We start from the raw sequence: 23,076 nt of genomic DNA, 5'->3' as shown, positions 1-23,076 counted from the left end.
GCCGGCGCTTCACCCCACCCCGGACCTGCGGTCCGACCCTCCCCATCGAGGGGAGGGTAAAGTGGCTCATCGCCCCTTCCACACCGGGTCGCGCTTTTCTGCAAAGGCGCGGAAGCCTTCCATGTTATCCTCGGAGCCATACAGCGCGTCGACGGTCGCCAACTGGCGGCGCGTCACCCGGTTCATGGCATCCTGGAAGGTCAGCGCTTCGGCCACCCGCGCGGTCTCCTTGATGGCGGCGAAGACCAGCGGCGGGCCGCTGGCGAGCAGGCGGGCGATCTCCCAGACGCGGTCATCGAGCTTTTCCTTGGGCAGCACTTCGTTCACCAGACCCCAGCGATGCGCCTCGGCGACATCCATCCAGCGGCCGGTGAGCAAAAGGTCCATGGCGACATGATAGGGAATGCGTTTCGGCAGCTTGATCGTCGCCGCATCGGCCAGCGTGCCGGCGCGGATTTCGGGCAGCGCGAAGGACGAATGGTCTGATGCGTAGATGAGGTCGCAGGACAGCGCCAGCTCGAAGCCGCCGCCCACCGCCATGCCGTTGACGCAAGCGATGACCGGCTTGTTCAAGTCGCGCAGTTCCTGCAGCCCGGCAAAGCCGCCGACGCCATAGTCGCCGTCGACCGCATCGCCGCCCGCGGCCGCCTTCAGGTCCCAGCCGGCGCAGAAGAACTTGTCGCCTGATGTCTTGACGATGGCGACGCGCAGCTCCGGGTCGTCGCGGAACGCCTTGAAGGTTTCGCCCATCAGCCGCGAGGTCTTGAGGTCGATGGCGTTGGCCTTGGGCCGATCGAGGGTGACCTCGAGGATCGAGCCTTCGCGGCGGGTCGAAATGACGTCAGACATTCTTGTTCTCTCCCAGCACCAGCAGCGCGTCGGCGATCCAGGCGCCCTTGCCTTCGACGCAAACGATCAGCGGGTTGATGTCGAGTTCCTCGATCTCGCCGGCATTCTTCTGCACGAAGCCGGCAATGCCCGCGATGGCTTCGATGGCGGCCGCCACGTCGGCTTTCGGCCGGCCGCGATAGCCTTCGAGCAACGGGAACAGCTTCAGGCCGCGCAGTGCGGCCTCGATATCGTCGCGCGTCGCCGGCAGCATCAAGGTGACGCTGTCGCGCAGCAATTCGACCAGCACGCCGCCGGTGCCGAGCGTCATGACAGCGCCGAACATCGGATCCCTGGTGAAGCCGACGATCAGCTCGGCGACGCCGTCGCGCACCATGCGCTCGACATAGAGGCCGGTGCCGAGCGGCAGCAAATCATGCGCCGCCGTGCTGACGGATTCGGCATCCTTGAGGTTGAGCCGGACGGCGCCGACCTCGGATTTGTGGGCGACGCCCAGCGCCTTCAGGGCGACGGGAAAGCCGAGCGCCATCGACGAGATCACCGCCTCAACCGCATTGCCGGCGCGCTCGCCCTTTGGCACGGGAAGCCCGGCCTTGATCAGCCGCGCCTTGGCCTCGGCCTCGTCAGGCGTGACATGATCTCCGCCGGCGGCGCCGGCAGCGGAGGTGTCGACCGGCTGCGCCTGCGGTTCAGCCCATGCCCAGCCAATGAAGGCCGCTGCGCCTGCGGCATCCATTGCCTCGGAAATGCCGAACAACGGCACCATGCCGCGCGCCATTAGCTCCGCAGTGTATTCCTCCGGCAGGTTCTCCGGCAGTGAGGAGACGATGGCGCCATGCGCCTTGTTGGTCTTCAGCGCCGATTCGAAGGCGCGCAGCGTTGCCCACCAGTCGGTGACCGAGCAGCGGTCGGGGCGCGGAAAGTCGAGCACGAGCATATTGAGGTCGAACCCACCCGACACCATGGCGGTGAAGGTGGCGGTCATCGCCGGCTCGTTGTTCCAGATGAAGGTGTGATAGTCCAACGGGTTGGCGACAGCGACCAGCGGCCCAAGCGTCGATTTGACATGGGCGCGGTGCGTTTCCGTCAGAACCGGGAAATTGACCCAGCGGCCTTCGGCGCTATCGGCCATGACCGATGCTTCGCCGCCCGAACAGCTCATCGACGACAGGCGATAGCCGGGCAGCGGACCGGTGATGTGCAGCAGCTTCAGCGCCTCGATGAAGGCGGGGATGGAATCGACACGCGCAATGCCGAGCCGCCTCAGGAAAGCGCCCGAGGCGGCATCCGAACCGGCCAGTGACGCGGTATGCGACACCGTCGCCTGACGCGCCTGTTCGGAACGTCCTACCTTCATGGCGATGATCGGTTTTTTTAGCTCGCGCGCCCTGGCGGCCAATCGTTCGAAGCCGGCTACGGAGTCAAAAGCTTCGATGTGCAGGCCGAGCGAGGTGACGCGATCGTCCTCGATCAGGCCGAGCGCCATTTCGGACAGGCCGGTCTGCGCCTGGTTGCCGGCAGTCATCAGGAAGGCGATCGGCAGGCCGCGTTTCTGCATCGTCATGTTGATGGCGATGTTGGACGACTGGGTGATGATGGCGACGCCCTTGCCGCCCTCGTCCAGCCTGATGCCGCCATGCTGGTCGGGCCACAGAAGCGCGCCGTCGGCATAGTTGATCAAGCCATAGCAGTTCGGCCCGATGATCGGCATCTGGCCGGCGGCGGCGACCAGTTCGGCCTGCAGCCGCTCGCCGTCATCGTCATAGGCCTCGGTTTCGAGGAAGCCGGCGGCGAAGCAGACGGCGCCGCCGGCGCCGCGTTCGGCCAGCGCCTTGACCACCTCGATCGTCAGATGCCGGTTGACGCCGACAAAGGCAGCATCCGGCGCGCCGGGCAGATCGGCGACGGAGCGGTAGGCCTTGCGTCCGGCAACCTCGTCCTTGGTCGGATGTACCGGCCAGATTTCGCCGGCAAAACCCATCTTGATCGATTGCGCGACGACGGCGGCGGCTTGCACGCCACCGAAGACGGCGATCGATTTCGGGCGCAGGAGACGTTCGAGTTTATGCATGGTCATCTTTTCGTTTGAGCGCGATGTCAGGACAAACGATCTCGTTTGTCCGAGAAAACCGAATCCCGGCTTTGGCGCATCATGCTCTAAGCTCCGAACGGACGCAGCAGCGCCCGCGAAATAATATGTCGCTGAATCTCCGACGTGCCTTCCCAGATGCGCTCGACGCGGGCGTCGCGCCAGATGCGCTCCAGCGGCAGGTCGTCCATCAGTCCCATGCCGCCATGGATCTGGATCGCCTCGTCGGCAACGTAAGCCAGCATTTCGGTGGCCTTCAGCTTGGCCATGGCCATGTCCTGGTCGGTGACGGTGCCCTGATCGTACTTCCAGCCGGCTTCGAACACCATCAGGTCGGCGGCCTTCAATTCCGTCGCCATGTCGGCCAGCTTGAACGACACGCCCTGGAACTTGCCGATCTGCTGGCCGAACTGCTGGCGCTGCGCGGCGTATTCGACGGCGTGGCCCAGCGCCCGCTCGGCGCGGCCGAGACAGGTGGCGCCGACCTGCAGGCGGGTGGCGCCGAGCCAGGAATTGGCGACGTCGAAGCCCTTATGCACTTCGCCCAGCACCTGGCTCGCCGGCAGCCGACAATCGTCGAATTCGAGGATGGCATTGGTGTAGCCGCGATGCGAGACATTGCGGTAGCCGTCACGGACGGTAAAGCCTTTGGTGCCCTTGTCGACGAAGAAGGCGGTGATCTTCTTGCGCTTGCCACGCGGCGAATCCTCTTCGCCGGAAGCCATGAACACGATGGCGAAATCGGCGAGATCGGCGTGGGAGATAAAGTGCTTGGTGCCGTTCAGCACCCAATCGTCGCCGTCCTGCACGGCGGTCGCCTTCATACCCCGCAGGTCGGAGCCGGCGCCCGGCTCGGTCATTGCCAAGCAGTCCCACTTCTCGCCGCGAATGCAGGGGAACAGATATTTTTCGCGCTGCTCAGGCGTCCCGGCCAGAAGGATGTTCGAAGGACGCGCCACGCAGGTCCAGTGCAGCGCATAGTTGGCGCGGCCGAGTTCCTTTTCGTAGAGCAGCCAGGTCACCGTATCGAGGCCTGCACCGCCGACATCGGCCGGCATGTTGGCGGCGTAGAGGCCGGCCTCGATGGCCTTGGCCTTGATCTCCTCGATCAGCTCGCGGCGCAGCACGCCGGTGCGCTCGACCTCGCGCTCATGCGGGTAGAGCTCATTCTCGACGAAGGCGCGCGTCGTCTCGACGATGAGTTTTTGTTCCTCCGAAAGACCGAAATCCATGGCTCAGCCTTTCTTGCTCTTCTTCGCCTTGCCGCCCTTTGCCGGCTTTTCAGCCTTCTTCACCGGCTTGGAGGCCTTGGCCTTCTCGGCGGCCTTTGAAGCTGTGGGCTTCTTCGCCGCCAGCTTGGCCAGCTGCTTGGTGTAGTCCTTGTGCAGCGCGCCGGCACCCCAGCCCTTGCCTTTATTCTGCTTCGACAGCGCGTCCATGATCGCGACCAGATTATCGTCACGGATCTTTTCCAGCTCGCGGATCGACAGGCCATGCGCCTGGTCGTCCGACTGGGTGGCGATCAGGTCGACCAGTTCGTCGTTGAATTCCGGAACGTCCATCAGCTTGGTCCAAGGCCATTTCAGGCACGGCCCGAACTGCGCCATGAAGTGGCGCATGCCGGCCTCGCCGCCGGCGACGCGATAGACCTGGAACATGCCCATCTGCGCCCAGCGCAGGCCGAAGCCGTAGCGCATGATGTCGTCGAGCTCCTCGACGGTGCAGATGCCGTCCTTGATCAGCCACAGCGCCTCGCGCCAGGCGGCTTCGAGCAGGCGGTCACCGACGAAGGCTTCGATCTCCTTGCGGATGACGACCGGCTTCATACCGATCGAGGCGTAGATCTCCTTGGCGACCTCGATCGCCTCGGGAAAGGTCTGATCGCCGCCGACGATTTCGACCAGCGGCAAGAGGTAGACCGGGTTGAACGGATGGCCGACGACCAGCCGCTCGGGGTGCTTCTTCATCGCCACCTGCATGTCGGTCGGCTTGATGCCGGAGGTCGACGAGCCGACGATGGCGTTGGCCGGTGCATGGGCGTCGATCTCGGCCAGCACCTTGTGCTTGAGGTCGAGCCGCTCCGGCACGCTTTCCTGGATGAAATCGGCATCGGCGACCGCCTCGGCAATGGTCTTGGCGAAGGTCAGCTTGCCCTCTTTCGGCAGGCCGCCGGGGACCATCTGCTTGTAGGCGCGGCGCGCGCCCTTCATCACTTCCGAGACCTTGCGCGAGGCTTCGGGATCCGGATCGAAGATCGACACGTCGATGCCGTTGAGCAGCAGCCGCGCCACCCAGCCGGCGCCGATGACACCGCCGCCAATGGCGGCCGCCTTGTTGATGATGCTCATGCGGAAGCTCCGGTTCTTGTCTTGGCTGTAGTGGGATCTAGGAGAGGCACACGCTCGCCGGCGCGGATCACGGATGCGTCGTAAGCCTTGCGGGCAAAGACTTCGAGCACGAAGGGCCGGAAGAACTCGATCGGCAGCGTCTCGTACTCAGGGTCGAAGCTAGACTGGTCCCAGCGTTCGCAAAACTGGTCGCAATCGTCGAAATAGGCGTGGCCGGCGAAGCGATCGCGCGCGTGGCGGTTGCCGCCGAGATGGTGGGCGTAATAGAGCCGCTGGAAGTCGCCATGCTTTTCCACCACCCAGGTGCATTGCTCGCGCACGAAGGGTTTCAGGATCGAAGCAGCGTATTCGTCGTGATTGTAGGGCGCGTAGATGTCACCGATGTCGTGCAGCAGCGCGCAGGCGATCCAGTCGGTGTCGGCGCCGTCGCGCCAGGCGCGCGTCGCCGCCTGCAGCGAATGGCCGAGCCTGGTGATCTTGTAGCCGGAGAGGCCTTCATCGAGTTGCACCAGCGCGTCGAGCAGACGATCGCCGGTCTTGGCGGCATAGTCGATTTCATGGGCGGTCAGGAACTCGTAGTCGTCCTTGTCGCCATCCTTCATCGCGGTGAACTTGACGGTTGTCATGACTGCCTCCCGCTCTAAGCCGCGGCTGCGATCGGCGCTCGCTTGGTCAGGTTGAGCTTCTTGCGCACTTCCTCCGGGCCGAGGATCCTGGCGCCGAGATTGGTGACGATGCTGGCGGCGCGCTCGACCAGCTGCGCATTGGTCGCCAGCACGCCCTTGTCGAGCCACAGATTGTCTTCGAGACCGACGCGGACATTGCCGCCGGCCAGCACCGCCGCTGCCGCATAGGCCATCTGGTTGCGGCCGATGGCGAAAGCCGACCAGTTCCAGGTCGAGGGCACATTGTTGACCATGGCCATGAAGGTGTTGAGGTCATCGGGCGCGCCCCACGGCACGCCCATGCAGAGCTGCACCAGCGCGTCGGGGTTGAGCACCTTTTCCTCGACCAGCTGCTTGGCGAACCAGAGATGGCCGGTGTCGAAAGCCTCGATCTCCGGCTTGACGCCAAGCGCCGTCATCATGCCACCCATGGCGCGCAGCATGCCGGGCGTGTTGGTCATGACGTAATCGGCTTCGGCGAAATTCATGGTGCCGCAGTCGAGCGTGCAGATTTCCGGCAGGCACTGGCGCACATGTTCCATGCGGTTGGTGGCGCCGCCCATGTCGGTGCCCCTCTCATTGAGCGGCAGCGGCGCCTCCGGCGAGCCGAACACCATGTCGCCGCCCATGCCGGCGGTGAGGTTCAGCACCACATCGACATTGGCGTCACGGATGCGCTCGGTGACTTCACGGTAGAGATGCACGTCGCGGCGCGGCTTGCCGGTCTCGGGGTCGCGGACATGGCAGTGAACGATTGCCGCACCGGCCTTGGCCGCATCGATGGCCGAATCGGCGATCTGCTTGGGCGAACGCGGCACATGCGGGCTGCGATCCTGCGAACCGCCGGATCCGGTCACGGCACAGGTAATGAAGACCTCACGGTTCATCGCAAGCGGCATGGAATTCTCCTCCCAATCGAAACAGAGGCACAACATTGCGCGACTTGCGAGGAACTGTTTTACGTTTTACGAAGGCGGTATGATTAAAAGCGAAAAGCCCGATATCTTTCGCCCCGAGCAGTCGCCGCTCAAGGTCACGATGCTGGTGTTTTCCGGGGCATCCATCATGTGCGTGGCATGCGCCGTCGATCCGCTGCGCGCCGCCAACCGCATCGCCGGCGAAACCCTGTTCGACTTCAAACTGGTTTCGGTGACCGGCGAGGCGCCGGTCACGACATGCGGCCTGCCCATAGCGGTCAGCGGCCGGTTCGACGCCACGGAACCGACCGATGTCCTGATCGTGGTCGCGGGCTTCGGCACGCAGAACTATGCCACGTCAGCCTTGCTCGCCGGCCTGCGCCGCGCGGCGCGGTTGGCCCGCGCCTGCGGCGGCGTCGAGGCGGGCACATGGCTGGTGGCGCGCGCTGGGCTGCTGGAAGGGCGCAGCGCCACCACGCATTGGGAGGACATGGAGGATTTTTCGTCGGCCTTTCCCGGCGTCGACGTGCGCCCCGATCGCTACGTCATCGACGGGCCGGTGTTCACCACGGGCGGTGCGTCGCCGACCCTCGACCTGATGCTGCACCTGATTCGCACCCGGCTCGGCATGGCCGTGGCGCTCGATGTGGCAAGCGCGTTCATCTACGATCAGGCGCGCGTGGCGACCGATGCGCAGCCGCTGGTCTCGCTTGGCCGGCTCGACGGCTACGATCCACGCCTGGCGCAGGCCATCCGGCTGATGGAAGCGCATGTCGACCAGCCGCTGACCATCGAGGCCATAGCAAGGCGCGCCGGAGCGACGGCGCGGACACTGGAAAGCATTTTTCGCAAGTCGATCGGCGAGACGCCGGGCGCCTATTATCTCAGGCTGCGCCTGGGGGCCGCACGCCGGTTGGTGGTCGACACCAGGGTGGCCATGGCGGATATTGCCGGGCGGACAGGATTCTCGTCCGCCGCGGCATTTTCCAGAGCGTTTTCAAGAGCGTTCGGCGAAGCCCCGGTCAGGCTTCGTCGGGGTTAGGTCGATCTCTTTGTATTGTCGCAATTCCAGACGGAAAACCGCTTCACACTTTTCCTGGAATTGCTCCAGGGCTTACGCCGCGTTCTGGCGATCGCTGCCGGCGTCGATCTGTGAGCGCATCTGTCTCACCAGCCGGACTTCAAAGCGATTGCTGACGGCGCGATCCCATTCGTTTTTCACGTCGTCGGTCGGCCGCGGCAGCGCCATCAGCCGGTCGATGATCGATCCGGTCTCGCCAGATGAGAGTAGGGCGTCGATTTCGCGTTCGTGCTGCATATCGGTTCGCCTCCTTCCTTTTCACCCGCCACAGGTCTCTCTTATACGAGATACGTGACGGCAGTTTGAAGGCAAGAGCGAGGTGATTGAGGGGCGCGAAGGGGCAAAACCTTGTCGCCGGATGCGCCCCTTGGCGCAAGGCCGTTCCAAGGCGGCAGGAGTGTTATCCCGCCGCCCCTCGAGCAATACGAATCGGCTTTCCGCCCTCAGACGTAACGATTGACGATGTTTTCGAGCAATTCCTGACGGCCGGAGCGTGGCTGCGGCTCGATCTTCTTCTTCACCACGCGCTCGGCGATGTCCTCCAGCGTGCGCTTGCCGGACAGCATCGCCTTGGCCTCGGCGCTGTTCCAACCGGCATAGCGCTCGGCCAGCGGCGCCGACAACGCCTTGTCCTCGACCATGCGGGCTGCAGCCTTGAGCCCGCGCGCGCAAGAATCCATGCCGCCGATGTGACCGATCAGCAGGTCCTGCGGATCGAGCGACTGGCGGCGCAGCTTGGCGTCGAAATTGGTGCCGCCGGTCTTGAAGCCGCCAGCCTGCAGGACCTGGTAATAGGCCAGCGCCATTTCCGGCACGTTGTTGGGGAACTGGTCGGTGTCCCAGCCCGACTGGTAGTCGTTGCGGTTCATGTCGATTGAACCGAAGACGCCGAGCGCATTGGCCAGTGCCAGTTCGTGCTCGAAGGAATGGCCGGCCAGGATGGCATGGCCCTGCTCGATGTTGAGTTTTACTTCCTTCTCCAGCCCGAAGCGCTTGAGGAAGCCGTAAACGGTAGCGACGTCATAATCGTACTGATGCTTTGTCGGCTCCTGCGGCTTCGGCTCGATCAGGATCGTGCCCTTGAAGCCGATCTTGTGCTTGTAGTCGACGACGAGGCTGAGGAAGCGGCCGGCCTGTTCCTGCTCGCGGGCAAGGTCGGTGTTGAGCAGGGTCTCATAGCCCTCGCGCCCGCCCCACAGCACATAGTTCTCGCCTTTCAGTCGCTTGGTGACGTCGATGCAGCTCTTCACCGTCGCCGCCGCATAGGCAAAGACGTCCGGATCGGGATTGGTGGCGGCGCCCGACATGAAGCGGCGATTGGAGAACAGGTTCGCCGTACCCCACAAAAGCTTGACGCCGGTCTGCTTCATCTTGCCGGCGAAGTAATCCGCGATCTCGTCGAGACGGGCGGCGCTTTCGGAAAAATCCTTGCCCTCGGGCCGCACGTCGGCGTCGTGGAAGCAGAAATAGGGCGCGCCGAGCAGCGAGAACATCTCGAAGGCGACGTCGGCCTTGAGTTTTGCCAGTTCCATCGTGTCGATGCCGCCGGCCTTGGGGAACCACGGGCGGTCGAAAGTCTGGCCGCCGAACGGATCGCCGCCCGGCCAGGCGAAGGAGTGCCAGTAGGCGACGGCGAAGCGCAGATGGTCTTCCAGCCGCTTGCCGGCGACCACCTCGTCCGGATTGTAGAAGCGGTAGGCCAGCGGATTGGTCGAATCCGGCCCCTCATATTTGATCTTCTGGATGTCGCCGAAAAATCCGCTGCTCATGATCTGTCCTCTCTCGAATAGTTCGCCCTGATTACCTCAGGCGTAATTGGTTTCGGTCCTGCGCTGGTCGAAAAGGCTGATGTCAACAAACAGAGGAGACAGACCATGACCGACCTCAACGCAATCGCCGAGGGCTACATCACCGCCTGGAACGAAAGCGATGCCAGCCGCCGCTCCGAATTGCTGAAGGCGACCTTCACCGAAGACGTCAGCTATCGCGATCCGCTGATGCAGGGCGACGGCCATGACGGCGTCGCGGCGCTGATCGACGGCGTGCAGCAGCGCTTTGCCGGCTTCCGCTTCTCGCTGAAAGGCACGCCGGACGGGTTTGCCGACAAGATCCGCTTCTCCTGGAATCTCGGGCCCGAGGGCACCCCTTCGGTCATCGAAGGCACCGACATCGGCATCATCGAGAATGGGCGACTCAAGAGCGTGACGGGCTTTCTGGACAAGGTGCCGGCTCAGTGAGGCTAACTGGGTAAGGGAGGCGCGAGGCCCCCCCCTCTGGCCGGCCGCCCATCTCCCCCTCAAGGGGGGAGATTGGCTGTCTTTTCCACCTTCGCCAACCACCAACCCTGCAAGACTGGCGCAGCCGTCGACACTGCCAATCTCCCCCCTTGAGGGGGAGATGCCCGGCAGGGCAGAGGGGGGGGCCTCGCGCAAACTCACGCGGTTACAGCCCTGATCGCCGGATACAGCGCCCGGTAACGGTGATAGGCGTCCGCATAGGCGCCACCAAGCGCAGCATCCGGCTCGATCGTGGCATCGGTGCTAGGCGCTGTGCAAACAGCCAGCGGATCGGCGCCGGTCGCGGCGATCAGGCCGAGCCTGGCGGCGCCGAAGGCGGCGCCGAAATCGCCGTCGGCGGGAATATCCACCGGCACCTGCAGCGCCATGGCGATCGCTTTCAGCCAGTAGCGCGAGCGCGAGCCGCCGCCGATCGCGGTCACCCGCGTCAATGTCGTGCCGGCCGTCTTCAAGGCTTCGAGGCTGTCGCGGAAGGCGAAGGCGACGCCTTCGAGCACTGCCTGCGTCAGCACCGCGCGGCTCGATTCATGCGCCAGCCCGGTGAAGGAACCGCGAATGGCCGAATCATTGTGCGGCGTGCGCTCGCCCGAGAGATAGGGCAGGAAGGACACGCCGGTCGGCGCCTTCAGCGTGTCGCCGAGTTCTGATGTCAGCTCGCCGGCGCCTTTGCCTGTGATCTCCGACAGCCAGTTGAGCGAATCGGTCGCCGACAGGATGACGCCCATCTGGTGCCAGGTGTCGGGCAACGCGTGGCAGAAGGTGTGAACAGCGCTTGCCGGGTTGGGCAGATAGGACGCGTTGGCGGCGAACAGCACGCCCGACGTGCCGAGCGAGACGAAGGCATGGCCAGCCCCGACCGTGCCCATGCCGCAGGCCGAAGCCGCATTGTCGCCGGCGCCGCCAGCTATCGGGATGCCGGCCTCGATGCCCCATTTCGACGCCAATTCGGCGCGCAGCCCGCCGGCCTTCTCAGTGCCCTCAACCAGAGACGGCATCTGCTTCTCGTCAAGGGAGGTGGCGGTGAGCAGGTCCGGCGACCAGCGGCGCTTGCCGACATCGAGCCAGGACGTGCCGGCCGAGTCGGACATTTCCGAAATGTGCTCGCCGGTCAGCCAAAGCCGCAAAAAGTCCTTCGGCAGCAGCACCTTGGCCACTTTCGCGAAGACAGCGGGCTCGTTGTTCTTGACCCAGGCGAGCTTCGGCGCGGTGAAGCCTGGAAAAACGATGTTGCCGGTCAGCGCGCGGAAGCGCGGATCGGCATCGAGCGCCGCCGCCTCGACATGGCTTCGCGTGTCGTTCCACAGGATGCAGGGGCGCAGCACATGATCGGCGGCATCGAGCAAGGTGGCGCCGTGCATCTGGCCGGACAGGCCGATGCCTTTTACGGCCGCGAACTGCCTGGGATGGGAAGCCTTGAGTTCGGCGATCGCGTCTTCGCAGGCGCGTATCCAGTGGGACGGATCCTGTTCGGACCAGCCGGGATGTGGCCGCGAAACGTCAAGCGAGCCATGGCCGGAACCGACGACGGTCTGTCCGGCATCGATCAGCAGCGCCTTGACGCCCGACGTGCCCAGGTCGAGGCCGAGATACATGTTTTCCTCCCACGTCCTTATTTTTTTCGGATCCCGAAAAAATCTGGCCGAGCCAGTTTTTAAGGCAAGATCCGCTCCGGGTCAATTCTCTGACAAATCGGCCGCACGTCGCGAAAACAGCGCCGACAGCGGACTGTCCGGCCGGGCCATCGAACGCTCGGCCGTCAGCGCCCTGGCGAGCGCACCGTCACCGGCCCGCAGAGCGGCTTCGATCAGCGTCAGGTCAATGACATCGCGCTGTGCGTGGCTGCCGCCGAAGCGGTGGGCGATCGCTCGGATCGGGCGGATCAGTTGCACGGCCTCGGTGTATTTACCCTCGCCGAATGCCTTGATCGCCCGCGTCAGCGGATGGCCGACATCCCGGGTGAAAGCGGCATTGTCGCCGCTGCCGCGCATGGCCTCACGCTGTGCTTCAAGCAAGGTCCGAGCGGGTCCGTCGAGGCCGGCGCCGACGAAGGCCATCATCGCGTGCGCATCGTTGAAGGCATAGTCGCCGGCGCCGGCCTTGGGCCAATTGGCGGCGAGCGCTGTCCAGCGGTCACCGACATCGACGCCGCCAAGATGGAGCCGCCACAGGATTGCCGACGCATCGACCATGTTGAGCGCCATCGTCGATGGTGTGCCGTAGATCGGTCCGTCATAGAGCGCCAGCACCTGGTCGGTCTCGCCGAGATCGTAGTGGAACAGCGCCAGGTGCCACCAATTGTGCACCTGCAGGAAGCTTTCCTTCGTCCACGCTTCGGGATTGGCGCGCATCCAGGCAATGCCATCCCTTTGCCGGCTTTGCATTTCCATGACATGCGCGACCGCATGTTGCGCCCAGCCGTCGCGCGGTTCGATCTCGACCGCCGCACGGCCAAGCTTTTCAGCCCTGTTATAGTCGCCCATCTCCTCCAGCCCGAAGGCCTGCATGCCGAGGATGGCGTGATAACCGGGCATGCCGCTCTGCCATGACGGCAAGGCGCGGGCGATGCGGTCGCGCAACATGCGGGCATTGCCGGTGAAGAAGTCGATCTGGTGTCCGACCTGCAGCGCCACCGCGTCGAGCGGGTTCTCGATCGCGATATCCTCAAGAATCCCCGCAGCGTCATGCCAGCGCCCGTTGGCGAGGTGGCCGAGGGCTAAGACATGCGCCGCTTCGCGCGTCGTCGCGGCAAGCGGCAATGCCGCCTCATGGCAGGCCCTGGCCACCGCCGTCGCCTCCCGCTCGGTGGCAAGGCCGAAGAGATAGCCCTTGAAGGCATGCGCCATGACGAAACCGGGATTTTCCGCGATGGCGCGGTCGACGGAGGCTACGGGATCGCCGATGAAGCACTGCAGTTGGCTCACCGCCTCGCTGTAGGGCGTGAACCCCGCTTCCGTCGCACCCGAAAATGCCAGGCCGAATGTGTCCTTGATTGGCATGCAATGTCCCTTGACCAGCGCGTTGCGGGCACGATGCCCTCGGTCCAAGGCGATCTTAAAGCATGGGCCACAGACACGCCAACCATGCACTACGCGTGTCTATTTCAGTAGATTTCTCAGTTCATCAACCATGACCGGCAGATTAGGCTTTGTAAAATCGAACAAATTGTGGCTTCATTGCGGCGCGGCGAAGGGCTTGTAATCGCGATCTGAGAGGGGACGCGATGCGGCATTTTGAAATACAGCGTCCGAGCGGCTGTTCGGAATACGTTAGCGATTCGATTTCTTTTTTGCAGCGGAAACCGCGGCAAATCCATCCATGGTTTATTAGCTTACTTGCAACTACTGCACTTGCGTTACTGCCCAATTCCGCAGCCTTGGCGGCCTGCGTGCTGGTTCCATCGGCGGGGAATACCACCTTCACCTGCGATAGCGGCGATTCAGGCGGCAGCCTCACCGATACCAGCGGCGACAACACGCTGACCTTTCCCGCCGGCGGCACCGGGCAGGTCAGCGGCAACGTCACCTTTGGCGTCGGCACGGACCGCATCAACATGCAGTCCGGCACCATCACCGGCACGGTCGACCAGGGCGGCGGCACGGATTTCTTCACCATCGGTGGCGGCACTGTCGCCGGCAATGTCCAGCAGGGCGCCGGCATCGACGACTTCAACATGAGCGGCGGCCAGGTCGGATCGCTCAACCAGGGCGACGGGTTGGACACATTCACCATGACGGGCGGGCGCATCGTCGATTTCTTCGACGATGGCGATAACGCCGTGATGACCGGCGGTCGCATCGGCCGGGTCAACATGAAGCTCGACAAGAACTATTTCAACATGTCCGGCGGCACCATCGACCGCAACCTCGTCACCGGCTTCGACCAGGACACCATCATCCTCTCGGGCGGCACGATCGGCGGCAACATCAGCGTCAGCGGCGGCAATGACAGTGTCACGATCACAGGCGGCACGGTCGGCGGCGATGTGCTGATGAGCTTTGGTTCCGACAGTTTCGTCTGGAATGGCGGCGGCATCATCTATGGCGCGGTCGATCTCGGCGCCGACAACGACACCGCCAAACTCAGCAACCTCACCAACGCCAATCTCGGCGGCACGGATGCGCTGAATGGCGGCCTTGGCACCGACGCGCTGACCTTCGACAACGTCAAGCTGGACGGGATCGGCCGGGTTCAGAACTGGGAAACGGTCGACGCCACCAACGATACCGAACTAACGCTCGACGGCACTCTCAAGCTCGGCGACAGCGGCACCGGCACGGGCTCGCTGAGCGTCGATGCATCCAGCACGCTCTTTGGCGGCGGCTTCAACGCGACGATCCAGGCCTTCACAGCGGGCCAGCTGGCGCAGGTCACCAATGCCGGGCGGATCGACCTGACCAACGGCGGCACGGGCGCGACCGACAGGCTGACGATCTCGGGCAATTATGTCGGCGCCGGCGGCCTGCTGCTCGTCCAGACCGAACTCGGTGACGATTCGTCCGCATCCGACAGGCTGGTCCTGTCGGGCGGGACGGCTTCAGGCTCGACCGGCATTTCCGTGGTCAATGTCGGTGGTGCCGGTGCTTCAACCACCCAGGACGGCATCATGGTCGTCCAGGCGGTCAACGGCGCCACTTCAGGCGCCACCACATTCGCACTCGACGCCCCGGTCGCCGCTGGCGCCTTCGAGTACTATCTGTTCAAGGGCGGCGCCAGCGCCGGCAGCGACGAGAACTGGTACCTACGCTCGACGCTGACCACGCCGGCGACGCCGGCACCAGCCCCGCCGGCGCTCGAACCCACGCCGCCGCCGGAACCTGAGCCGCCGGCCGCGGAGCCACCCCCACCGCCGCCCTCCGAACTGCCGCCGACACCGCCACCGACCGAGGGTGACATCAACACCCCGCCGGTCGACCCGACACCACCGGTGCAGGCGAGCGACCCGGAACCCGAGCCGCCACCGCCACCACCGCCGGCGCCACAAGCGGATCCGCCACCACCGCCGCCGGTGGTGCCGACCGCAGCGCCGGTGTTGCCGGTGCCGACGCTGCCGGGCCCGCCACCTGTCCAGCCGACGCCGCCGACACCGGGAGCGACCGCGGTGCAGGCAGCCGTGATCCCGCTCTATCGCATTGAGGTGCCGGTCTATTCAGCCTTGCCGCCGGTGGCCGAGCATCTGGCGATGACGACGCTCGGCACCTTCCACGAACGGCGTGGCGAGCAGAGCCTGCTGCCCGACCCGGAACTGTCGCCGGTCTGGGGCCGCATTTATGGCCAGGACGCCAAAATGGGCTGGTCGGGAACGGTGTCGCCCTCCTTCGACGGCACGCTGTTCGGCTTCCAGGCGGGCTTCGACGTGTTCGGACGCGACACCGCCTCAGGCGGAATCGATCGCGCCGGCCTGTTCATCGCCTATGCCAGCATGAAGGGCGATGTGCGCGGCCAGGCGCTGGGATGGAACGATCTGTCCGTCGGCAGCCTCGACGTCAGCGGCACCAGCGTCGGCGGCTACTGGACCCGTATCGGCCAGGGCGGCTGGTACCTTGACGGTGTGCTGATGGCCACCTTCTTCGGCGGCGACGCGACATCGTCGCGCGATATCGGCATCGATGTCGGCGGAAGCGGCGTCACCGCTTCGCTGGAAGGTGGCTATCCCATAGCGCTGGCGCAGGGCTGGACGCTCGAACCACAGGCGCAACTGGTCTGGCAGCATCTGTCGCTCGACGACACCAATGACCGCTTCTCGTCGGTTTCCTTCGATACCGACGACAGCGTCAGCGGCCGGCTGGGTGCGCGGCTGCAGGGCGAGACCACGATCAACGGCATCGCGCTGCAGCCCTACCTCAAAGCCAATATCTGGCAGGATTTCGGCGGCACCAGCCATGTCAATTTCGACACCACCGACATCACGACCGAGGGCCGATCGACCTCGTTCGAGTTTGGCGGTGGCCTGGTCGCCAAGGTGACCGACAAGGTCAGCCTCTTCGCCACCGGCGACTACACCACCAATCTCGGCGGCGACAAGCGCCGCATCCTCGAGGGCAATCTGGGTATCAGCGTGAAGTGGTGAACCACCACCGGAAACCGGTTTCGGGTGGAAGACGGGCCGGCTAATTGCCCGAGCGCATCGCCACCGTGGCGATGCCGGCGCCGACCAGCAGTGTGCCGCCGGTGCGGTTGAAGATGCGGATCGCCTTGGGATTGCGCACGACATTGCGGGCGCGCGCCGCGATCAGCGCATAGCCGAAGGCATTGGCAAAGGCGAGCGCCAGGAAGGTCGTCTCGAAGATCAGCATCTGCGTCCAGAAATCGGCATGCCGGTCGAGGAACTGCGGCAGGAAGGCGACGAAGAAGGTGATGCTTTTGGGATTGAGCGCGGTGACCAGCCAGGCATGCGCCATCATCTTGGCGGAAGACACCACATCAGTGCGCGGTTCGGCCTTCAGCGCGCCGCCGGCGCGGAACAATTTGACGCCGAGATAGATCAGATAGCCGGCGCCGATCAGCTTCAGGATGGTGAAGACACCAGCCGAAGCGGCGAGAAGCGCGCCGATGCCGAGCATCGACAAGGTCATGGCGGTGAAGTCGCCGAGCGCCACGCCAACGGCCATCGGCAGGGCGGTGCGCCAGCCCTGGCCAAGCGCATAGGACACGACCAGCAGGATGGTCGGCCCCGGAATGATGAGCAGGATGGTCGACGCGGCGGCGAAAGCGGCCCAGTTTTCGAAGGACATGTCTGTCTCCCTTGGGTTAAGGAAAAGGATAAATCCTGAGCCCTGGGAGAATGTAAAGGGGCGTGATTTTAGTTTTTACGCAATTTCGGACGGAAACCGCCGCGCACTTTTTCCTGAATTGCCGCGCTATCAGTTGCGCCAACGGCCGGTCGGCGTCAGTTCGCGCCGCCCAGCGTGCTCATGATATCGGCCAGACTGACATCGGCACCGAGAACCAAGGCGGCCGCGACAATGGCAGCGGCAAAAAGCGTGATGTCGGTTTTTAACGTCTTGCACATGCAAGCCCCTCGCTGATCGGCTGATGCGTAGGAGAGGCCGGTGCCGGGATTATGACCCGAGCTAGGTCTTTTTGTGCAGGAGCGCAGCGTTGGCAGGTCATTTGGAACGCCTGATGCCGTGAGGCAAGGCGCAAATGCAGGCGGCGCAAGGCGTTCACGCTTTATCAACCATGAATGATGAAAATGCCCGCTATCCGGCCGGACCGTGCTTCCCGCCGACAGCGTAGGGTTTGGGTATATGCGTGAGTTGCCGCAAGGTCTGACGCCGCCACGAAACGGCGACGCAATCGAAACCGATCATCATCTTTCCCGCCGCGCCATCCTGTCCGGGGCCGGCGCTTTGGCACTGCTCAGCGCCGCCGGCTGTTCGACCTCGGGTGATGGCGGTATGCCGGCGCTCCAACTCGATAACACGGTGACCGGCTCCGTGCCGCCGATGCGGCCGGCGATCAGCGTCGACAAGAACATCACCAGCGCCGACGTGATGTATGCCGCTTTGACCGACAACGGCTTCAACGTGCCTGAGGTGCCGTATCTGAAGGTCAAGCCGGAATTCCGCCGCCAGATCGTCGTCGATACCACCGGCGAGGCGCCCGGCACCATCGTCGTCCATCTCAAGGAGCGCATGCTCTATCTCGTCCAGCCGGGTGGCGACGCCATCCGCTACGGCGTCGGCATCGGCAAGGACGGCTTCCGCTGGTCCGGCCGCGCCAACATCCAGTATGGCAGGGAATGGCCGACCTGGACGCCGCCGCCAGAGATGATCCAGCGCAAGCCCGAACTGGTGAAGTGGCAGGGCGGCCAGCCCGGCGGCCTCACCAACCCGCTCGGCGCGCGCGCGCTCTACATCTACCAGGACGGCAAGGACACCGGCTACCGCATTCATGGCTCGCCCGAATGGTGGAGCATCGGCCAGGCGATGTCGTCGGGTTGCGTGCGCCTGATCAACCAGGACATCATCGACCTCTACAGCCGCGTTTCGAAGAAAAACCCGGTCGTCGTCATGTGATCCTTTATCCCTCTGTTTCTCCCGTTGCGTGATGCGGCAAGACAGGCCAAGGTGCCTTGAAAACCATCGCCTCGGGAGACGTCAGGAATGGCCGGAACTTTTGTTATCGCGCAGGGCGGCGGCCCGACCGCCGTCATCAACCAGACCGTGGTCGGCGCCACGCTGGAGATCCGCAAGCGGCATCCTGGCGCCAAGGTGCTAGGCTCGATCCATGGCGTGCGCGGCATTCGTGACGGCAATTATGTCGACCTTTCCGCCATCCCCGAGGACCGGCTGCGGCTGATTGCCGGAACGCCGAGCGCGGCACTCGGCTCGACGCGTGACAAGCCGGATGCCGCCTATTGCGACGTCATCCTCAACGGCCTGAAGAAGGCCGGCGCCGATGCCTTCATCTATATCGGCGGCAACGACACGTCGGGCACGCAGCAGATCCTGACCGACGCCGCCGGCGGCTCCATCGCTTTCGTCCATGCGCCGAAGACGATCGACAATGATCTTGAGGAAAACGACCACACGCCGGGCTTCATTTCCGCGGCCGAGTTCGTCGCCGGCGCCTTCCTGTCCGTCGATCTCGATTTCCGTGCCCTGCCCGGCATCTATGTCGGCATCGTCATGGGCCGGCATGCCGGCTTCCTCACCGCGGCGGCCGCCGCCTGGCAGCTTGACCCCGACAGCGGCCCGCATCTTGTCTACGTGCCGGAGCGGCCGTTCTCCGCCGCCGGCTTCATCGACGACGTGCGCGCTACGCTCGACCGCCACAAGCGCTGCATCGTCGCCGTGTCGGAAGGCGTCAGCACCGCCGACGGCAAGGCGCTGGTCGAAAGCCTGGTGCCGCCGGAGAAGCTCGAGCGCGACGCGCATGGCAACGTCAAGCTGTCGGGCAGCGACCTGCCGGCAGCCCTTGAGCGCGCATTGGCCGAAGGCCTGCCGGGCAAGCGCGCCCGCGTCGATGCGCTCGGCTACATGCCGCGCGGCTATGTCGGCGCCATCAGCTCCGTCGATGCGCAGGAGGCGTTCGATGCTGGCGCCTTCGCCGTCTCCGTCGCCGAACAGGGCGGCGGCTCGGTGGCGCTGCAATATGACGGCACGAAAACCGTGCTGAAGAAGGTGCCGCTGAAGAATGTCGCCGGCAAGACCCGCCACATGCCAGATAATTTCATGAAGCCCGACGTCAACCAGCTGTCCGAGGCCGGCATGGCCTATCTCAAGCGGCTGGTGCCGGAAAAGTACAAGGTCGGGAAGCCGTTCGTCTAATGTCAGGCTCACACCTGATGCCGGGATGGTTCAGCAAGAGCATCGTCGACGACAGGACGACGATGCTGACCGAGCCGTTCGTGCATGACTATGTGCGCGCCAACATCTGGCATCTGCGCGGCCGCGACGCCGACCTCCTGGTCGACACCGGCATGGGCATTTGTCCGCTGGCGCCTGAGGTCGAAACGACACAGGGCAAGCCGCTGCTGGTTGTCGCCACGCACATCCATCTCGACCATGTCGGCTCGCTGCACGAGTTTCCGTGGCGGGCGGGGCCGAAGATGAGTGCGGCGCAATTCGAAAGCATGGATGAGGCGGCGACCTATGCCTACATGTTCCACGATCTCGAAGGTGCCGTTTCGAAACTGCCGGCGCCGGGCTGGAAGGCCGCTGATTACAAGATCCCCTCGGCGCCGCTGACGCGGACGTTGGACGAGGGCGACGTGGTCGATCTCGGCGACCGGCAATTCCGCGTCCTGCACCTGCCCGGGCATTCGCCGGATTCGATCGCACTGTTCGACGAGGCCGACGGGCTGTTTTTCAGCGGCGACGCGATCTACGACGACACGCTGATCGACTCGCTGCCGGATTCCGACCGTGCTGCCTATGTCAGCACCATGCAGCGCCTGCTCGACCTACCGATCCGCATCGGCCATGGCGGCCACGGACCGAGTTTCGACGGCAAGCGTATGCGTGAGATTGCAAAGGCTTACATCGACCAGACCGGCAGCATCTGAGCTTCGCGAGGCCTTCTCGCTGCCGGAGGCGGTCACGCGAATGTGGGACGCTCATCCGCTCAAAAAGAATTAAATCTTTGTAATATAATCGAAAAAACCTAATTTGCCCGCATCCGCGTCCTAGATTCCGGTTTCATCGACCTGAACGGCCGCCGCATGAAGCGAGACAGGCGGCCGCGACGGCCGGTACGCCGAATGGGCCGCTCCCAGACAGGCCACGGCGCCGAACCCAATGTCTCGCACGGACAACGACCATGTCATCCCCAAACATTCTTCGCAGACATCGCGTCGCCGCATTGCTGGGCGCCGCCCTCATCATCTCCCCCTTCGTCGTTTCATTTGCTCAAAGTGCCGGCAACACAGGCGTGAGCAACATTGTCGCGACGACCCAGACCCCTGTCGCCGGTATCACCGCCCCCAACGGCTCCTTTGCGCCGATCGTGGCGGCCGACAAGCCGGCGGTGGTGACGGTCACAACCGTGATGAAAGCGCAGCCGGGAAATGACGACGACGGAACGCCTCTCGGCAACTCGCCGTTCGACCAGTATTTCCGTCAATTCTTCGGTGACCAGGGCATGCCCGCTCCGCGGACACCGCCGCAACAGGCGCAACGGGCCGAAGCGCTCGGTTCCGGCTTCATCGTCAGTGCCGACGGCACCATCGTCACCAACAATCACGTCGTCGACGGCGCCACTTCGATCAAGGTGACGCTCGATGACGGCACCGAGCTTCCGGCCAAGCTTGTCGGCCGCGACGCCAAGAACGATCTTGCCGTGCTCAAGATCAAAGCCGACAAGCCCTTGCCGACGGTCAAATGGGGTGACTCTGACAAGTTGATGACCGGCGACCAGGTTCTGGCGATCGGCAATCCGTTCGGCATCGGCACCACGGTGACAGCCGGCATTGTTTCGGCGCGCGGCCGCGACCTGCATAGCGGGCCGTTCGACGATTTCATCCAGATCGACGCGCCGATCAACCATGGCAATTCCGGCGGCCCGCTAGTGGATGTGAACGGCAATGTCGTCGGCATCAACACGGCGATCTATTCGCCCAATGGCGGCAGCGTCGGCGTCGGCTTCGCCATCCCGTCGGACCAGGCGCAGAAGGTCGTCGCCAAGCTGATGAAGGACGGCTCGATCCAGTACGGTTATCTCGGCGTCGAGATCCAGCCGGTGACGCCTGACGTGGCAAGCGCCATCGGGCTCGATCATGCCGGCGGCGCGCTGGTTTCCAAGGTCAATGACAGTTCGCCCGCCGCCAGCGCCGGCGTTGAAACCGGCGACGTCATCACCGGCTTTGCCGGGCAGGACGTGAAAGACCCCAAGGATCTGTCGCGTGCCGTCGCCGATGTCGCCCCTGGCGCCAAGGAATCGCTCGATGTCTGGCGCAAGGGCAAGGCCATGCAGATTTCCGTCGATGTCGGGCAAAACAGCGACGATGTGAAGACGGCGTCGACGGATGATTCCGATACGCCGAGCGCCGAACAGGGCTCGCACGCGCCGGCGATCGGCCTTGGCCTGATGGACCTCACATCAGACATTCGCCAGCAGATGAACCTCGCCGACAATGAGCATGGCGCGGTGGTTGCGCGCGTCAATCCAGACAAGGCGGCCGCCGCTGCCGGCATCCAGCCCGGCGATATCATCGTTGCCGTCAACCAGGCTCCGGTGAAGAGCGCCAAGCAGGTCACGCAAGCGATCGCGCAGGCCAGCAAGTCGGGCCGCAAGTCGGTGCTGCTGCTGGTTGAACGCGACGGCGGCCAGATCTATGTCGCCGTGCCGTTCGCCAATGGCTGAGGCGCTGTGCCGGATTTGACGGTGGCAGGCTCGTCGCTACGAGCCCGCCACTCAGTGCCATCTAGAGCTTGCGCAGCGCCACTTCCTCGATCAGGTGGTCGGCGCCCTTTCGCAGAATGAGATCGGCGCGGGCGCGCGTCGGCAGGATGTTTTCGCGCAAATTCTTCAGATTGATGTTGGTCCACAGGCCTTCGGCGATGGCGCGCGCCGCTTCCTCCGAGAGCTGCGAGTAGCGGTGGAAGAACGAGTCTGGATTGCGGAAGGCGGTCTCGCGCAGCCGCATGAAGCGCGAGATGTACCATTCGTGGATCAGCTTCTCGTCGGCATCGATATAGATGGCGAAGTCGAAAAAGTCGGACAGGAAGGGCACGATCTTACCGTCCTGCGGCAGCTTGCCCGGCTGCAGGACATTGATGCCTTCGAAGATCAGGATGTCGGGCCGGTCGATGGTGACGAACTCGCCGGGAATGACGTCATAGGTAAGGTGCGAATAGACCGGCGCGCGGACATCGGGCAGCGCCGACTTGATGCCCGAAAGGAAGCGCAGCAGCGCCCCGACATCATAGCTGTCGGGAAAACCCTTGCGTTCCATCAGGTTTTCGCGGCGCAGAACCTCATTGGGCAGCAGAAAACCGTCAGTGGTGATGAGATCGACCTTGGGGCTCGACGGCCAGCGCGCCAGAAGCTCCTTCAGCACGCGTGCGGTGGTCGATTTGCCGACCGCGACGGAGCCGGCAATGCCGATGATGAACGGCGTCTTGACGATATCGACGGCGTTGAAGAAGGCCTGGCGCTGCCGAAACAGAAGCTGGCTCGCCTCGACATGGGCGGACAGCAGCCGCGACAGCGACAGATAGATGCGCTTGACCTCCTCGAGGTCGACCGGATCGTTGAGCGAACGCAGGCGGCGGAACTCGTCCTCGCTCAGTGTCAGCGGCGTGTCGGCGCGGAATCGCGACCATTGCTCGGCGGAGAAGAAACGAAAGGGGGAATATTTCTCGGTTGGCGCGAGCTGATCCATCGAG

At 64.2% G+C, this 23,076-nt stretch carries 20 protein-coding genes; 7 read left to right on the top strand and 13 right to left on the bottom strand.

The genetic code is table 11. The features are described from left to right. Nucleotides 1-66: 66 nt before the first annotated feature. The 6 genes from CKW40_RS28365 to bcoG form a co-directional block, all read right to left on the bottom strand. Entirely contained in the window at nt 67-849 is a 783-nt protein-coding gene (locus CKW40_RS28365; protein WP_095203134.1) for a carnitinyl-CoA dehydratase, read from the bottom strand. Then, nucleotides 842-2,920 carry an acetate--CoA ligase family protein gene (locus CKW40_RS28360; RefSeq protein ID WP_095203159.1) on the bottom strand — a complete coding sequence of 693 codons (2,079 nt, stop codon included), beginning with the start codon at nt 2,918-2,920 and terminating at the stop codon, nt 842-844. The genes CKW40_RS28365 and CKW40_RS28360 overlap by 8 nt, the downstream gene beginning before the upstream one ends. 86 nt (nt 2,921-3,006) lie before the next feature. After that, nucleotides 3,007-4,170 (bottom strand): acyl-CoA dehydrogenase family protein, encoded by a 1,164-nt coding sequence (locus tag CKW40_RS28355; RefSeq protein ID WP_095203133.1) that lies wholly within the window; start codon nt 4,168-4,170, stop codon nt 3,007-3,009. 3 nt (nt 4,171-4,173) lie between these two features. Then, nucleotides 4,174-5,286: a carnitine 3-dehydrogenase gene (locus tag CKW40_RS28350; RefSeq protein WP_095203132.1), complete on the bottom strand. Its 1,113-nt coding sequence runs from the start codon at nt 5,284-5,286 to the stop codon at nt 4,174-4,176. Then, nucleotides 5,283-5,912, bottom strand: coding sequence for an HD domain-containing protein (locus CKW40_RS28345; RefSeq protein WP_095203131.1), 630 nt, complete (start codon nt 5,910-5,912; stop codon nt 5,283-5,285). The genes CKW40_RS28350 and CKW40_RS28345 overlap by 4 nt, the downstream gene beginning before the upstream one ends. Nucleotides 5,913-5,926: 14 nt before the next feature. Continuing rightward, the gene (gene bcoG / locus CKW40_RS28340; protein WP_095203130.1) at nt 5,927-6,850 is read right to left on the bottom strand and encodes a 3-dehydrocarnitine:acetyl-CoA trimethylamine transferase BcoG; all 924 of its coding nucleotides are present in this window, start codon (nt 6,848-6,850) and stop codon (nt 5,927-5,929) included. Nucleotides 6,851-6,929: 79 nt separating this feature from the next. Between bcoG and CKW40_RS28335 the strand changes: the two genes are divergently transcribed. After that, on the top strand, nt 6,930-7,910 hold the full coding sequence (locus CKW40_RS28335) for a GlxA family transcriptional regulator (protein ID WP_095203129.1): 981 nt from the start codon (nt 6,930-6,932) through the stop codon (nt 7,908-7,910). A 72-nt stretch (nt 7,911-7,982) separates the two neighbouring features. Here CKW40_RS28335 and CKW40_RS28330 read toward each other — a convergent pair whose 3' ends face one another. Then, on the bottom strand, nt 7,983-8,186 hold the full coding sequence (locus CKW40_RS28330) for a hypothetical protein (RefSeq protein WP_095203128.1): 204 nt from the start codon (nt 8,184-8,186) through the stop codon (nt 7,983-7,985). A 206-nt stretch (nt 8,187-8,392) separates the two neighbouring features. Further along, complete coding sequence (gene xylA / locus CKW40_RS28325) at nt 8,393-9,718, bottom strand: xylose isomerase (RefSeq protein ID WP_095203127.1); 1,326 nt, start codon at nt 9,716-9,718, stop codon at nt 8,393-8,395. A 105-nt stretch (nt 9,719-9,823) separates the two neighbouring features. Between xylA and CKW40_RS28320 the strand changes: the two genes are divergently transcribed. Next, nucleotides 9,824-10,186, top strand: a complete 363-nt coding sequence (locus CKW40_RS28320) for a nuclear transport factor 2 family protein (RefSeq protein WP_095203126.1) — start codon at nt 9,824-9,826, stop codon at nt 10,184-10,186. Between the two features lie 197 nt (nt 10,187-10,383). Here the strand turns inward: CKW40_RS28320 and xylB are convergent, their stop codons facing one another. Both xylB and CKW40_RS28310 read right to left on the bottom strand, forming a co-directional pair. Next, nucleotides 10,384-11,838, bottom strand: coding sequence for a xylulokinase (gene xylB, locus CKW40_RS28315; RefSeq protein WP_095203125.1), 1,455 nt, complete (start codon nt 11,836-11,838; stop codon nt 10,384-10,386). A gap of 81 nt (nt 11,839-11,919) precedes the next feature. Continuing rightward, nucleotides 11,920-13,242 (bottom strand): tetratricopeptide repeat protein, encoded by a 1,323-nt coding sequence (locus tag CKW40_RS28310; RefSeq protein WP_095203124.1) that lies wholly within the window; start codon nt 13,240-13,242, stop codon nt 11,920-11,922. Between the two features lie 224 nt (nt 13,243-13,466). Here CKW40_RS28310 and CKW40_RS28305 point away from each other — a divergent pair, with 224 nt between their 5' ends. Then, on the top strand, nt 13,467-16,313 hold the full coding sequence (locus CKW40_RS28305; RefSeq protein WP_095203123.1) for an autotransporter family protein: 2,847 nt from the start codon (nt 13,467-13,469) through the stop codon (nt 16,311-16,313). Nucleotides 16,314-16,353: 40 nt separating this feature from the next. On the opposite strand, the gene CKW40_RS28300 is transcribed toward CKW40_RS28305, so the two are convergent. Then, nucleotides 16,354-16,977: a LysE family translocator gene (locus CKW40_RS28300; protein WP_095203122.1), complete on the bottom strand. Its 624-nt coding sequence runs from the start codon at nt 16,975-16,977 to the stop codon at nt 16,354-16,356. Between the two features lie 155 nt (nt 16,978-17,132). Next, a complete protein-coding gene (locus CKW40_RS45400; protein ID WP_095203121.1) occupies nt 17,133-17,255 on the bottom strand; it encodes a hypothetical protein in 123 nt (40 codons plus the stop codon). Nucleotides 17,256-17,493: 238 nt separating this feature from the next. Between CKW40_RS45400 and CKW40_RS28290 the strand changes: the two genes are divergently transcribed. The 4 genes from CKW40_RS28290 (at nt 17,494) to CKW40_RS28275 (ending at nt 22,051) form a co-directional block, all read left to right on the top strand. Beyond that, nucleotides 17,494-18,264 (top strand): L,D-transpeptidase, encoded by a 771-nt coding sequence (locus CKW40_RS28290; protein WP_095203120.1) that lies wholly within the window; start codon nt 17,494-17,496, stop codon nt 18,262-18,264. 87 nt (nt 18,265-18,351) lie between these two features. Beyond that, nucleotides 18,352-19,518, top strand: coding sequence for a diphosphate--fructose-6-phosphate 1-phosphotransferase (locus CKW40_RS28285; protein ID WP_095203119.1), 1,167 nt, complete (start codon nt 18,352-18,354; stop codon nt 19,516-19,518). 17 nt (nt 19,519-19,535) lie between these two features. Continuing rightward, the gene (locus CKW40_RS28280) at nt 19,536-20,255 is read left to right on the top strand and encodes an MBL fold metallo-hydrolase (protein WP_095203118.1); all 720 of its coding nucleotides are present in this window, start codon (nt 19,536-19,538) and stop codon (nt 20,253-20,255) included. Nucleotides 20,256-20,509: 254 nt separating this feature from the next. Continuing rightward, a complete protein-coding gene (locus CKW40_RS28275; protein ID WP_095203117.1) occupies nt 20,510-22,051 on the top strand; it encodes a DegQ family serine endoprotease in 1,542 nt (513 codons plus the stop codon). 61 nt (nt 22,052-22,112) lie between these two features. Here the strand turns inward: CKW40_RS28275 and coaA are convergent, their stop codons facing one another. Further along, nucleotides 22,113-23,072: a type I pantothenate kinase gene (coaA, locus tag CKW40_RS28270; protein WP_095203116.1), complete on the bottom strand. Its 960-nt coding sequence runs from the start codon at nt 23,070-23,072 to the stop codon at nt 22,113-22,115. Between the last annotated feature and the right edge of the window lie 4 nt (nt 23,073-23,076).

The organism is Mesorhizobium carmichaelinearum (genome assembly GCF_900199455.1).
GTDB classification, from domain to species: domain Bacteria; phylum Pseudomonadota; class Alphaproteobacteria; order Rhizobiales; family Rhizobiaceae; genus Mesorhizobium; species Mesorhizobium carmichaelinearum.
The sequence above is the reverse complement of the archived record's forward strand: the minus strand, read 5'-3'. Positions and strand labels throughout refer to the sequence as shown.

Bases quoted from the DNA above. Each gene is read 5' to 3' on its own strand.
- CKW40_RS28365 (WP_095203134.1), bottom strand. From the start codon at position 849: ATGTCTGACGTCATTTCGACCCGCCGCGAAGGCTCGATCCTCGAGGTC.
- CKW40_RS28360 (WP_095203159.1), bottom strand. From the start codon at position 2,920: ATGCATAAACTCGAACGTCTCCTGCGCCCGAAATCGATCGCCGTCTTC.
- CKW40_RS28355 (WP_095203133.1), bottom strand. From the start codon at position 4,170: ATGGATTTCGGTCTTTCGGAGGAACAAAAACTCATCGTCGAGACGACG.
- CKW40_RS28350 (WP_095203132.1), bottom strand. From the start codon at position 5,286: ATGAGCATCATCAACAAGGCGGCCGCCATTGGCGGCGGTGTCATCGGC.
- CKW40_RS28345 (WP_095203131.1), bottom strand. From the start codon at position 5,912: ATGACAACCGTCAAGTTCACCGCGATGAAGGATGGCGACAAGGACGAC.
- bcoG (WP_095203130.1), bottom strand. From the start codon at position 6,850: ATGCCGCTTGCGATGAACCGTGAGGTCTTCATTACCTGTGCCGTGACC.
- CKW40_RS28335 (WP_095203129.1), top strand. From the start codon at position 6,930: ATGATTAAAAGCGAAAAGCCCGATATCTTTCGCCCCGAGCAGTCGCCG.
- CKW40_RS28330 (WP_095203128.1), bottom strand. From the start codon at position 8,186: ATGCAGCACGAACGCGAAATCGACGCCCTACTCTCATCTGGCGAGACC.
- xylA (WP_095203127.1), bottom strand. From the start codon at position 9,718: ATGAGCAGCGGATTTTTCGGCGACATCCAGAAGATCAAATATGAGGGG.
- CKW40_RS28320 (WP_095203126.1), top strand. From the start codon at position 9,824: ATGACCGACCTCAACGCAATCGCCGAGGGCTACATCACCGCCTGGAAC.
- xylB (WP_095203125.1), bottom strand. From the start codon at position 11,838: ATGTATCTCGGCCTCGACCTGGGCACGTCGGGCGTCAAGGCGCTGCTG.
- CKW40_RS28310 (WP_095203124.1), bottom strand. From the start codon at position 13,242: ATGCCAATCAAGGACACATTCGGCCTGGCATTTTCGGGTGCGACGGAA.
- CKW40_RS28305 (WP_095203123.1), top strand. From the start codon at position 13,467: ATGCGGCATTTTGAAATACAGCGTCCGAGCGGCTGTTCGGAATACGTT.
- CKW40_RS28300 (WP_095203122.1), bottom strand. From the start codon at position 16,977: ATGTCCTTCGAAAACTGGGCCGCTTTCGCCGCCGCGTCGACCATCCTG.
- CKW40_RS45400 (WP_095203121.1), bottom strand. From the start codon at position 17,255: ATGTGCAAGACGTTAAAAACCGACATCACGCTTTTTGCCGCTGCCATT.
- CKW40_RS28290 (WP_095203120.1), top strand. From the start codon at position 17,494: ATGCGTGAGTTGCCGCAAGGTCTGACGCCGCCACGAAACGGCGACGCA.
- CKW40_RS28285 (WP_095203119.1), top strand. From the start codon at position 18,352: ATGGCCGGAACTTTTGTTATCGCGCAGGGCGGCGGCCCGACCGCCGTC.
- CKW40_RS28280 (WP_095203118.1), top strand. From the start codon at position 19,536: ATGCCGGGATGGTTCAGCAAGAGCATCGTCGACGACAGGACGACGATG.
- CKW40_RS28275 (WP_095203117.1), top strand. From the start codon at position 20,510: ATGTCATCCCCAAACATTCTTCGCAGACATCGCGTCGCCGCATTGCTG.
- coaA (WP_095203116.1), bottom strand. From the start codon at position 23,072: ATGGATCAGCTCGCGCCAACCGAGAAATATTCCCCCTTTCGTTTCTTC.